General features: G+C 66.8%; 13 protein-coding genes (1 of these 13 only partly in view). 2 read left to right on the top strand and 11 right to left on the bottom strand.

Annotated elements, in window-relative coordinates; translation table 11 throughout:
- Together trmFO and RAH40_RS00990 are read left to right on the top strand one after the other, a co-directional pair.
- Window positions 1-290, top strand: partial view of a methylenetetrahydrofolate--tRNA-(uracil(54)-C(5))-methyltransferase (FADH(2)-oxidizing) TrmFO gene (trmFO, locus tag RAH40_RS00995; RefSeq protein ID WP_306600182.1) — the end only. It extends 1,054 nt beyond the left edge of the window; only the last 290 of its 1,344 coding nucleotides appear in the window; its start codon lies beyond the left edge, outside the window; it ends in the stop codon at window positions 288-290.
- Between the two features lie 29 nt (window positions 291-319).
- Window positions 320-1,513 (top strand): hypothetical protein, encoded by a 1,194-nt coding sequence (locus RAH40_RS00990; protein ID WP_306600181.1) that lies wholly within the window; start codon window positions 320-322, stop codon window positions 1,511-1,513.
- Between the two features lie 129 nt (window positions 1,514-1,642).
- Here RAH40_RS00990 and RAH40_RS00985 read toward each other — a convergent pair whose 3' ends face one another.
- The 11 genes from RAH40_RS00985 to prmC all read right to left on the bottom strand — a co-directional run bounded on the left by RAH40_RS00985 (window position 1,643) and on the right by prmC (window position 11,235).
- Window positions 1,643-2,944 (bottom strand): IS701 family transposase, encoded by a 1,302-nt coding sequence (locus RAH40_RS00985; RefSeq protein WP_306600180.1) that lies wholly within the window; start codon window positions 2,942-2,944, stop codon window positions 1,643-1,645.
- A 463-nt stretch (window positions 2,945-3,407) separates the two neighbouring features.
- A complete protein-coding gene (locus tag RAH40_RS00980) occupies window positions 3,408-4,709 on the bottom strand; it encodes an IS701 family transposase (RefSeq protein ID WP_306598195.1) in 1,302 nt (433 codons plus the stop codon).
- A 64-nt stretch (window positions 4,710-4,773) separates the two neighbouring features.
- Window positions 4,774-5,709, bottom strand: coding sequence for a flagellar hook-associated protein FlgL (gene flgL, locus RAH40_RS00975; protein WP_306600179.1), 936 nt, complete (start codon window positions 5,707-5,709; stop codon window positions 4,774-4,776).
- A gap of 14 nt (window positions 5,710-5,723) precedes the next feature.
- On the bottom strand, window positions 5,724-7,247 hold the full coding sequence (gene flgK, locus RAH40_RS00970) for a flagellar hook-associated protein FlgK (protein WP_306600178.1): 1,524 nt from the start codon (window positions 7,245-7,247) through the stop codon (window positions 5,724-5,726).
- Between the two features lie 9 nt (window positions 7,248-7,256).
- Complete coding sequence (locus RAH40_RS00965; protein ID WP_306600177.1) at window positions 7,257-7,553, bottom strand: hypothetical protein; 297 nt, start codon at window positions 7,551-7,553, stop codon at window positions 7,257-7,259.
- Between the two features lie 45 nt (window positions 7,554-7,598).
- Window positions 7,599-7,904 carry a hypothetical protein gene (locus tag RAH40_RS00960; RefSeq protein ID WP_306600176.1) on the bottom strand — a complete coding sequence of 102 codons (306 nt, stop codon included), beginning with the start codon at window positions 7,902-7,904 and terminating at the stop codon, window positions 7,599-7,601.
- Window positions 7,905-7,914: 10 nt separating this feature from the next.
- Window positions 7,915-8,211 (bottom strand): flagellar biosynthesis anti-sigma factor FlgM, encoded by a 297-nt coding sequence (gene flgM / locus RAH40_RS00955; RefSeq protein WP_306600175.1) that lies wholly within the window; start codon window positions 8,209-8,211, stop codon window positions 7,915-7,917.
- Between the two features lie 57 nt (window positions 8,212-8,268).
- Window positions 8,269-8,577, bottom strand: coding sequence for a rod-binding protein (locus RAH40_RS00950; protein ID WP_306600174.1), 309 nt, complete (start codon window positions 8,575-8,577; stop codon window positions 8,269-8,271).
- Window positions 8,574-9,674, bottom strand: a complete 1,101-nt coding sequence (locus RAH40_RS00945) for a flagellar basal body P-ring protein FlgI (protein ID WP_306600173.1) — start codon at window positions 9,672-9,674, stop codon at window positions 8,574-8,576. The genes RAH40_RS00950 and RAH40_RS00945 overlap by 4 nt, the downstream gene beginning before the upstream one ends.
- A 9-nt stretch (window positions 9,675-9,683) precedes the next feature.
- Window positions 9,684-10,364 (bottom strand): flagellar basal body L-ring protein FlgH, encoded by a 681-nt coding sequence (locus RAH40_RS00940; protein ID WP_306600172.1) that lies wholly within the window; start codon window positions 10,362-10,364, stop codon window positions 9,684-9,686.
- 40 nt (window positions 10,365-10,404) lie between these two features.
- Window positions 10,405-11,235, bottom strand: a complete 831-nt coding sequence (gene prmC, locus RAH40_RS00935; protein ID WP_306600171.1) for a peptide chain release factor N(5)-glutamine methyltransferase — start codon at window positions 11,233-11,235, stop codon at window positions 10,405-10,407.
- Window positions 11,236-11,359: the final 124 nt, after the last annotated feature.

The following is an 11,359-nucleotide window of genomic DNA, read 5'->3' as shown; positions in this document are numbered from 1 at the left end:
CGGCGTCGCTCTTCATGCGCCAGCACGCGCTGGGCGTCGAGCCCGCGCCCCTCCCGAGGGCGACGATGCTGGGGTCGCTGCTGCACTACCTGGCCCACGCCTCGCCCAAGGACTTCTGCCCCACCAATGCCATGATCGGGCTGCTCCCCGAGATCCCCGACGGGATCCTGGACCACAGGATGCTGAAAAGGGCCGGCGGACTTCGCGGCCTCAAGCAGGCCAAGGGGGCTTATCATCGTGAGCGGGCCCTGGCGGCGCTGGAGGCCCATATCGCGGAGGCGAAGCTGTGAGACCGATCCTTCCCGTAGGGCTGGGAGTCATGCTGCTGCTGGCCGCAGGCGTCTACCTCGGCACCCGCCACCAGCCGTCGGGCTCGCTCCTTGACGAACCGGCCAACCCCTTCGGCGTCGAGGCCGCCCAGCCCGGGTGGCGCGTCAAGTTCGTGGACTCCCAGATCCCGCTGCGGGCCCTGAAATGGCTCGCTCCCCGCCAGCCCGGGATCCTGGTGGCGCAGGTGCAGACCCAGAGCGATCGGCAGCTGGTGGCCGTCTTCCGCGACGGGTCGGCGGCGGCCTCCCTCCAGGTGGCCCGGCCCCAGGGCGTCAGCGAGGGATTCTGGCGCTTCGCGCAGCTCCTGGACGCGTGGGTCGCTCCGGACGGCACGGTGGTGCTCCTCTACCGCGGGGAGGCCTCCAGCACGGAGCCCGCCCTGGCCATGGCCCTGGAGCCCGGCGCGCCCGAGCCGCGCTGGGTCCACCGCGGCTTCTACGACCGCATGGCGGTGGGCGGCGGCACGGAGTCCGCGGTGTTCCTCTTCGGGGCCAAGGGCCCCGTCCAGCGGCTGCCGCTGGCCGGGGACGTCCGGCGCCCCATCGCCAAGGACATCGACCTGCCGCCGGAAGTGCCCGAGCTCGAGGACCTGCTGCCCACCGGGGCCTGGACCTTCCTGGCCTCCACGCGCAACGGGCTGTCGGCCTTCCTTGGAACCAGGGGCTGGAGCCACGTCCCGGCCCCCGAGGACAAGGGCGTGCCCTGTGCGGGCTGGCGCTCCTCGCTGGCCCAGGCCGGCAGGCGATTCTGGTGGCAGCCCGCGCCGGGCAAGGTCGTGCAGGTGGCCCAGGACGGCTCGGTGGTGGCGGACCGCGAGGTGACGGGCTTCGCGCCGGAGGATGTCCTCGCCCGCGATGCCAAGCTGCTCCGGCTGCTCGGGGCGGACGCCTCGGGGCGGCTCTGGTTCGGCCTCGCCATGCCCGTCGCCCAGCCGGCCGCTATGGAGGACTGGGCGGCCTACGCGGCCCTGGGCCTCGGCCGGGTCTATCGCTGGAACCCCGACAAGGAGGGCCTGGAGCGCCTGCTCTGGAGCCAGGCCTGGGCCTCGCTGAACCCGCCGCCCGAGGTGGCCCTGGGCGCGCCGGTGCTGCATCCCGCGGCCGGCACCATGCTGCTGGAAGGAAGCCGGGCCGGGTGGTGGCTGCCGCTGGGGTCCCTGCCCTTCAAGAATTGTGCGAGCTAGCTCTAGCACTACTGTGTCATAAACTAGGCGCATTGGCTTTTCCCGCATGTCGGACAGTATGCGAGAGAACCCACGAGAATTCGCTCCAGCCTTCGACGTAGCGTCGTGATGGAATAAGGCGAATGCCGCTCAGGGCGGAAGGGCGCGGTGTCCTCTGGGAAGGGGGGCGGGCTGGGGTGGTGCGTGAATGAAGCCAAAGATGGATTGGATCGTAGGGGGGGAAAGGCGGCTTCGTTCCGCCACAATGAAGGCATACGTGGCGGCGCATAGACTCAAATGATGGTGGAATCCCCTCCATCCACGGCCCTCATAGTGGTCCAGGCCGAGTTCGTCTTTCATTTCCTGGTAGTCCCGCTCGATCCGCCAGCGCAGTTTAGTGACCCGGACCAATTGCCGGAGTGGCGTGGCCTCAGGCAGGGTCGAAAACCAATACTTGGTGGGCTCCTGCTCGGATTCGGGCCACTCAATCAACAACCACTCCTCCGGGTGCATTTCCGCTCGGGTGTTGTCTCGATGAGCGGGACGAACGCGGAGCGCCGCGAACCGGGATTCCATGATGCCCCGGGTTCCCTCTCCCCACGGCACCTTCGCCCAGGCGGCCTTGGGCAGGGCCTCCGCCAGGGCTTTGACCGTCTCGGGCTGATGCTCATCATCCCTCCTCAGTCTCTTGGCCGGATGTCCCTTTCCGCCGGGCTTTCTGGGAGGCAGCGGCCCTTTGCCGTTCGCCCAGACGGTCGTGGTTTTGCTGACCCCCACAGCGTAGACGAGGTGCCGTTCCGTCAACCCTTCCCTGAAACCGAAAATGTCGCCGTAGCCCGCATCAGCCAGCACGGGCAGGTCAGGTTCCTTGTCCGTGCGCTGACCATCAATGAGGGCGAGCGCAATTTGCCATTTGGGCTGAAAGACAACCGCCTCGGGAACACCGGCCTCGGCCCGGCGTTCCATATCCTTGGCCCAGGCCTCCGGAAGATACAACCGGAACGCCACGGGCACGCTGCTCCAGCGGGAGGCCATGGACAGGCTGACGGCACATTGGCAGTTGGAGGTCTTTCCGAATGGTCCGCAATACTGGTGGGCCACGCCAACTGAGTGCGTCCCCTTTTTGGGGAAACCGGTGTCATCAACAATCCAGGCTTCAATCGGCCCCTGGATCTCCATGGCTTCGCGAGCGTAGTCCCGGGCCACCCGGAGAACCGCGTCATCACTCCAACCCGCTTGAGCCACCAGGTGGTGCAAGGATTGGTGCCGGGCCTGGACGTGCACCGGGTCCAACCGCGCTGCCATCGGCTCAACGCTTTTTCGATCCCCAGGCAGGATCAAACCCTGGCAATAGAGCGCCATTGGCTTACGGCGATCGGCATGGCCAGCGGCCTTCGCCAGCAATCCGGCGTAGGCATCGAAACGCGCTCGGCTTTCGGCAGTGTCAACCATAGGTAGCCCTAGCCTATAGGATAGGCAGGGCGTCGAGGTTGTCAAGACTTATGACACAGTAGTGCTAGGAGCCTGTCTACGTAATAGGAGGCCCCGCGATGATGGCACCGGGGCTAGCAAATCAAGGAAGGCGAGGAAAGCCGCAGCGGGACTGCGGTTGACGAGCCTGACGCAGAGTTGCTGGCCCCGCTGCCATCACCCGAAGGGCGGCGCCCAGAAGCGCGCTTATCGTGTGCAAGTCCCTTGAAGGATTGACCTAATCCTCCTGCGGGCCTTGCGCTCGATAATCACGCTTCTGGGCGCCGTCGCGGGGCCTCCTATTACGTAGACAGGCTCCTAGCACTACTGTGTCATAATATTGGCGCCTTGGTTTTTCCCACATGTCGGACAGTAGGCGAGAGAACCCACGAGAATCCGCTCCAGCCTTCGACGTAGCGTCGTTATGGAATAGGGCGAATGCCGCTCAGGGCGGAAGGGCGCGGTGTCCTCTGGGAAGGGGGGCGGGCTGGGGTGGTGCGTGAATGAAGCCAAAGATGGATTGGATCGTAGGGGGGGAAAGGCGGCTTCGTTCCGCCACAATGAAGGCATACGTGGCGGCGCATAGACTCAAGTGATGGTGGAATCCCCGCCATCCACGGCCCTCATAGTGGTCCAGGCCGAGTTCGTCTTTCATCTCCTGGTAGTCCCGCTCGATCCGCCAGCGCAGTTTCGTGACCCGGACCAATTGCCGGAGTGGCGTGGCCTCTGGCAGGGTCGAAAACCAATACTTGGTGGGCTCCTGCTCGGATTCGGGCCACTCAATCAACAACCACTCCTCCGGGTGCATTTCTGCTCGAGTGTTGTCTCGATGAGCGGGACGAACGCGCAGCGCCGCGAACCGGGATTCCATGATGCCCCGGGTTCCCTCTCCCCACGGCACCTTCGCCCAGGCGGCCTTGGGCAGGGCCTCCGCCAGGGCTTTGACCGTCTCGGGCTGATGCTCATCATCCCTCCTCAGTCTCTTGGCCGGATGTCCCTTTCCGCCGGGTTTTCTGGGGGGCAGCGGCCCATTGCCGTTCGCCCAGACGGTCGTGGTTTTGCTGACCCCCACTGCGTAGACGAGGTGCCGTTCCGTCAACCCTTCCCTGAAACCGAAAATGTCGCCGTAGCCCGCATCAGCCAGCACGGGCAGGTCAGGTTCCTTGTCCGTGCGCTGACCATCAATGAGGGCGAGCGCAATTTGCCATTTGGGCTGAAAGACAACCGCCTCGGGAACACCGGCCTCGGCACGGCGTTCCATGTCCTTGGCCCAGGCCTCCGGAAGATACAACCGGAACGCCACGGGCACACTGCTCCAGCGGGAGGCCATGGACAAGCTCACGGCGCATTGGCAATTGGAGGTCTTTCCGAATGGCCCGCAATACTGATGGGCCACGCCAACCGAGTGCGTCCCCTTTTTGGGGAAACCTGTGTCATCGACAATCCAGGCTTCAATCGGCCCCTGGATCTCCATGGCTTCGCGAGCATAGTCCCGGGCCACCCGGAGAACCGCGTCATCACTCCAACCCGCTTGAGCCACCAGGTGGTGCAAGGATTGGTGCCGGGCCTGGACGTGCACCGGGTCCAACCGCGCTGCCATCGGCTCAACGCTTTTTCGATCCCCGGGCAGGATCAAACCCTGGCAATAGAGCGCCATTGGCTCACGGCGATCGGCATGGCCGGCCGCCTTCGCCAGTAATCCGGCGTAGGCATCGAAACGCGCACGGCTTTCGGCAGTCTCAACCATAGGTAGCCCTAGCCTATAGGATAGGCAGGGCGGGGAGGCTGTCAATACTTATGACACAGTAGTGCTAGGCCAGGTAGTCGAACAGGCTCTTGCTGCCGATTTTCGCCATGACGCTCAGGGTCGCGGACTGCGCGGTGCTCTCCCTCGTGAACCCGGTGATGGCGCTGGGGTAGTCCACGCCCTCCACCGTGTCCTGCACGGCCTTCAGGTTCGTGTTGATGTCGGCGAGGCTCGTCTTGATGTTGTCGATGCCGTTCTGGAGCCCGCCCAGCTGGGTGATGGAGTCGTTGAGGTGGGCGCTGATGGCCTGGAGGTTGGTGTAGGCGGTCTGGATGGCGGCGGTGTTGCCGGCGGTGAGGGCCTGGCTCAGCGACTTGGTGGCGTTGAAGAGGTCCAGGTTGCCGCCGTAGGCGGCGGGCGCGGCGCCGCCCAGGAAGAGGGTGTCGCCGGCGATGTTGGTGGCGGAAGTGGCGCTGGCCCCGACGGTGAAGTTGATGGTCGCGTTGTTGCCGTTGTAGGTGATGGAATTGGGGGAGCCCGCGGGGGCCGTGGCGGAATCGAAGGGGACGGTGGTCGTGTTGGTGCCGGCGAAGATGTACTTGCCCTGCACCTTGGTGTTGGCGAGGTTCACCAGGCTGGTGAAGATGCCGTCCACCTCGGAGGCGATGGCGCCGCGGCTGGTTGCGCTCTGGGTCCCGTTCATGCCGCTCTGGGCCAGCTCCATGAGGCGGGTGACCTGGGTCTGCACGGAGGTGGCGACGGTCTCCGAGTTCTGGAGGAACCCGGTGGCGGCGTCGATCTGGCTCATGAACTGGCTGTTCTGGTCGATGGAGGCCTGGAAGTTCAGGATGGCGGCGGAGCCCGCCGGGTCGTCCCCGACGTTCACGATGGCCTTGCCCGTGGTGAGCTGCGTGGCGTAGTTGGAGTAGCGCTCCTTGGAGCGCTGCAGGTCCAGAAGCATCTGGGAGGAGTTGATGGGGTTGGGGGTGCGGATGGTCATGGTTCCTCTCCCGCCTAGACGCCGAGGTTGTTGATGAGCTGGTCGGTGAGCTGGCTGATTACGGACACGAACCGGGCCGAGGCCTGGTAGCCCCGCTGGTAGGTGATGAGATTCGCGGCCTCGGTGTCGAGGTCCACGGCGGAGACGCTGTCGCGCTGGGTCGTGAGGGCCGTGGTGATGTTCTCCACGTTGGTGGAGGTGATCTTCCACTGGGAGGCGTCGGTGCCCACCTTGGTGACCAGGCCCGTGATGAAGGTGCTGAAAGGGCCGGTGACGGCGCCCGCGGGACCCACGCCGGTGCTGTCCACCGTGGAGGCCGAGGTCTGCAGGGCCACCATGGCCTGGACGTTCCGGTTGTCGCCCACGGCGCCGGTGGAGCTGGCGGCGAAGAGGGAGGGGTTGGCCACGATGGCCGCGTTCACCGAGAGGGCCAGGACCATCCCCTTGTAGTCGTTGGCGGGCACCTGCGCGCCCGCGTCCGGGGGAACCTGGATGGCCGACGGCAGGTGGTTGGTGTTGCCCCCCGCGTTCTGGAAGAAGTCCAGGTTGTGCTGGACGCCGTCCAGGGAGTAGCCGCCGCTCTGCAGGACGTTCATGTTGTAGGCGACGCCCGCGGCCAGCTCATCCATCTGCTTCTCGTAGCCGGCGATGAGGTTGTCCCTCAGGTCCAGCTGGGCGCCCATTTCGCCGTTGGTGATGGAGGCGGTGACGTCGGTGAAGGGGGCCGTGCCGCCGAGGCTCACCTCCACGGCGTTGTAGAAGGGCGCGGTGGCGGGGGGCGTGTTGTTCTGGATCGAGGTCATGGTGTAGGCCGTGCCCCCGATCACCAGGGGCGCCACGCCGCCGTCCAGGTTGATGTTCATCTGGCCCTTGCCGTCGATGTAGGTCTGGATCCCCACGATCTTGGCCAGCTGGTTGGCGAGGTCCTGCCGCTGGTCGATGGAGGTGTTGTCCTGGGAGGGGTTCACTTCGCCGGCCAGCTTCTTGTTGAGGGCGGCGATCTGGGCGGTGAGGGTGTTGACGGTGGGCACCAGGGTCGCCACCTGCTGGTCCGCGCTGGTCTGGGCGTCCCGCAGCGACTGGTACTTGGTCTGGAGGGTGCTGATCAGGTTCTGGGCCGAGCCCACCAGGTTGGTGCGCAGGGAGGCGTCCTCGGGCTGCGCGGAGACCTTCTGGAGGCTCGTGAAGAAGGCGTTGAGCTGGGAGCTGATGCCCGAGGTGCCGTCGTCGGTGAAGATGCTCGAGATGGTCTGGAGTCCCTGGTACCGGGCCTGGGCCCCGCTCTGCTGGGCGGTGCTCACGGTGATCTGGAGGTTCAGGAGCTGGTCGCGGATGCCCTGGATGGCCTGGAGGTTGACGCCGGTGCCGTAGACCAGGCCGCCGAAGCTGGAGGAGCCGGCGGTGGCCAGCTGCGCGATCTGCCGGCTGTAGCCGGGAGTGTTGACGTTGGCGATGTTGTGGCCGATGACGTCCAGGGAGTTCTGGGCCGCCGTGAGGCCCGAGAGGCCGATGTTCAGTCCTGCGGTCAAGCCCGGCATGGGGATCTCCTAGGCGTTCTGGTGGAGGCGGATGGAGACGGTGGGCGGGAGCGGCACGCCGCCCCGGGCGGCGTACGTGGCGCCGTCGCTCAGTTTCGAGAGGGTGGCCCGAAGCGGCGCCTCCAGGGTGTTGATGAGGAGCCTCAGGTTCCGGAGCCGGGTCTGCAGGCGCAGGGCCTCGTCCCGGTCCCTGGGCCACCCGATGACCTCCTGCCACCGGACGGTGGCCAGAAGGGGGATGGGATCCTCGCCCGCGATGAGCCTGGCCTCAAGGTCGTTGAGCAGGGCGGGCAGCGAGTGCAGCATGAAGAGCCTCCAGGCCCTCCCTGCGCAAAGGCTGTGCCGGAGCCGTCAGGCCAGCAAATCCAGGTGTCCTTCGGCAGGAATTGCCTGCTCCAGGTCCTCGGCGTCCGGTTCCTCGTCCTCGCGCTCGCTCTTTCCCTGGCCCGGTTGCTGCTGCCTGCCCTTGCGTTCCTCGGTGCGGAGCGCGTCGGCCTTGGGAATTAATGGAACATTGTTCTGCTCCAGCGCCGTTTGCTCGCCCACGTCCCGCCTGCGCGCGGCGTCCCTAGCCTGCAGCTCATGGACCCCCTGGGCTTCCCGGAGGGCTTCCAGATTGGCGTTCTGAAACGACTGGCGCAGGGTGAGTGGGTTCATCTGCGGCCCGTCAGGGCTCCTGCCGGGCCGGGGTGTGCTCCCGCACCAGGCCGTCGGCCACAGCCTCCCCGTCGGGGTTGTAGGCATCGGCGTCGATCCTCGCGCGGATGGCCTCGACCTTCTCCTGGCGCACATCGGGGATGGCGTCCAGGCGGGCCCGGGCGACGGCGATGAAATGGGCCCCGTTGGAGACGCTGAACGCATCCGCCGGAACGGTGGCCCCCACAGGGCCCGCCGAGGTCGGCTGGGGTCCGCCCCCCACCTTCTGGGATGCCGCTGGCGCCCCGGTCTTGATTGAAACCCTCATCACTCACCTCAACTCGATTCTAGTATCGGCAGAGACGGGGTTCCAATTAAGTCCTGTTCATCTATTTTGCTTGGCAGACTTTAAGGAGGACTCCAGGCGTTCACTCAGGCCCCACGTTTTCCCACTTTCCATGGCGTGGTTGACAACGGCCTGGTCAAGCAAATATTCATATGTGCCCCGGGCGGAGTCGCTGGTGCCGAACAGCCCGGAGGGGTGGACGGTCTTGCGCATTTCCTTGAAAAGATTGGCCATCAGCAGGCCCTCGAACTGCCTTGCCGCCTCCTTCGCGTCCTTCCCGCCCGGGATGGCCGGGGCCACCAGATCCTGGGCCGGGGCGGACGTGGAACTGAGGATGGGGGAGCTCACAGGACCCTCAGCTCGGCATTGAGGGCGCCGGCGTCCTTCATGGCCTGGAGGATGGCCACCAGGTCCCGGGGGGTGACCCCCACATTGTTGAGCATCTCGGCGAGCCGGCCCACGGTGGTGCCGGGTTCGAGGGTGAGGGACTTGACCTTCTCGTCCTCGGCCTTCACCTCGCCGGTGGTGGTGGTGGCGGTCTTGCCCTTGCTGAGCGGCCTGGGCTGGCTCACCTGGCTCGCGCTCGTGACGGAGATGGAGAGGCCGGCCTGGACGATGCTCACGGCGCCGATGCGCACGTCCGAGCCCATGATCACGGTGCCGGTCTTCTCGTTGACCACCACCCGGGCATGGGACTGAAGCTCGATCTGCAGGTTCTCGAGCCGGGCCACCAGTTCGACGATCCGCCCCTGGAACTCGGAAGGCACGGGCACCTCGATGGTGCGCGCGTCCAGGGCCCGGGCCGAGGCCGAGGGCAGCTCCTGGTTGATGGCCTTGACCACGCGCACGGCGGTGGTGAAGTCCTCCATCAGCAGGCTGTACCGGAGCACCTTGCGGTCGTTGAAGTTGCCGCCCACCTCGCGCTCCACCAGGCCCCCTTCCGGGATGCGCCCGGCGGTGGGGTGGTTCTTGGTGTTGGAGGCCCCGGCGGTGGCCACGGAGAAGCCGCCCACCAGGAGGGAGCCCTGGGCCACCACATAGACCTGGCCGTCGGGGCCCTGGAGGGGGGTCATGAGGAGGGTGCCCCCGGCCAGGGACGAGGAGTCCCCGTTGGAACTGACCGTGACGTCCACCCGCTGGCCGGGCCTCCCGAAGGCGGGCAGTTCGGCGGTGACGATCACCGAGGCGACGTTCTTCACGTTCACGCCCGTGGTGGGGATGCTGATGCCCTGGCGGGCCATGAGGTTGGCCAGGCTCTGGATCGTGAACTTGGACTGGATGGTGTCGCCGGTGCCCTTGAGGCCCACCACGAGGCCGTAGCCCATGAGCATGTTGCCGCGAACGCCCTGGAGGGAGGCGACTTCCCGCAGGGGGAGGCCGATCCCCTTGTCGGGGATGGCCGCCGTCAGGAGGAGGGGGGCGAGGAGAAGGAGGAGTCTGCGCATGTGCCTGCCTCAGAACGGCCAGATGAAGGACAGGAGACGGCTTATGTAGCCCGGTTTCAGGGTTTCGTCCACCACGCCCTGGCCGCCGTAGCCCACGCGCAACTCGGCCACTTGTGCCGAGCCGATGGTGTTGGCGGTGTCCAGGCGCGCGGGGTCGAGCATCCCGGCCACGTACAGGCGCTGCTTCTCGTTGTTGAGCTGGATGTCCCGGTAGCCTTCGAAGATCAGGTTGCCGTTGCCCAGGACCTTCACCACCCGGGCGGTGATGGTGGTGGTGAAGAGGGCGCTGCGGTCGGTGACGCCGTTTCCGGCGTACTTGTTCGTGGTGGCGGTCTTGAACCCTCCGGTGGCCGCGGCGCCGCTGCCGACGCCCACGCTGGCCAGGCGGCTGAAGAGGGACGGGGCGGTGAGGGTGTTGGAACCGGACCGGGAGGTCGTGACGTCGGCCTTGGACGTGGCGGTGGTGGACTCGGTGATCTTGATGGTCACCAGGTCGTTGAGGCGGTGGGCGCGCAGATCGGCCACCGTCTGCCGGTCCTGCCAGAGGGAGCCGTCCGACAGCGGCGCGGCGGCCGGCCCCTCCTCGGCGTAGGGGATCCGGGGCTGCTTGGTCAGACTGGGATCATGGGCCTTGGGAATGGAGCACCCCAGGACCAGAACTCCGATCGCGATGGGCAAAAGATACCGCATGACCTGCCTCCACTCCCAGTCATGGCAGAGGTCGTGCCAGTTAAAGAAGCGCCATGAGGCACCGGTCGTGGCCTGCCAGATCCTGGTGCACCACGGCGCGCTTCCAGCCCGAGGCCAGGGCCCGGGCCGTGAGTTCCTCCCCCTGCCCCGCGCCGATCTCCAGGACGCAGCCGGGGGCGGCCCGCCGCCGGGCTTCGCGCAGGATCTCCGCCGACAGGGCCAGGCCCCGGTCGGGGGCGAACAGGGCCGTGGCGGGCTCGAAGGCCAGCTCCCGCTGGAGCCCGGGGGCGTCGGCGGGGTCCACGTAGGGGGGGTTGGACACCACGAGGCCCAGGGGGTCCTTGAGGGGGGCCAGGAGGTGCCCCCGCTGGAAGGCCACCTTGGCCCCCAGGGCCGCGGCGTTGGCCCGGGCGGCCTTCAGGGCCCCCAGGCTGATGTCGGAGGCCTGGACCTCCCAGTCGGTCTCCAGGGCCATGCACACCGCGAGGATGCCCGTGCCGGTGCCCACGTCGCACGCGTGGAGCACGCCCAGCCGCCGCCCCACCTCCAGGGCCGCCTCCAGCACCAGCTCCGTTTCGGGCCTGGGGATCAGGGTGTCCCGGGTCACCTGGAACCGGCGCCCCCGGAACTCGCACCAGCCGAGGATGTAGGACCAGGGCTCGCCCTGCCTGCGACGTTCCAGCCAAAGCCCCACCTTGGCCGCGTCCTCCTCGGGCACGGGGTCGTCGCCGTGGACCAGGAGCCAGGACGCGGGCAGCCCCAGCCCCTCCTGGAACCACCGCCGGCTCTCGGCGCGGGCCTCGGCCAGGTCGAGGAACCCGGCCAGGGCCGAGGCAAGGTCGCTGGCAAGCTGCGAGTAGGAAATGTGCATAGGCAGTCCGGGCCTTCCGGGGAGGGACAGAATTTTTTTTATCCTTTTTCATCCCCGTTCATCCCCGGCAAATCAAGCGCTTGATTTGCCGGGGATGAACGGGGATGGACGGGGATGAAGAGGA

It is taken from the genome of Geothrix sp. 21YS21S-2 (genome assembly GCF_030846775.1).
Taxonomy (GTDB): Bacteria; Acidobacteriota; Holophagae; order Holophagales; family Holophagaceae; genus Mesoterricola.
The sequence above is the reverse complement of the archived record's forward strand: the minus strand, read 5'-3'. Positions and strand labels throughout refer to the sequence as shown.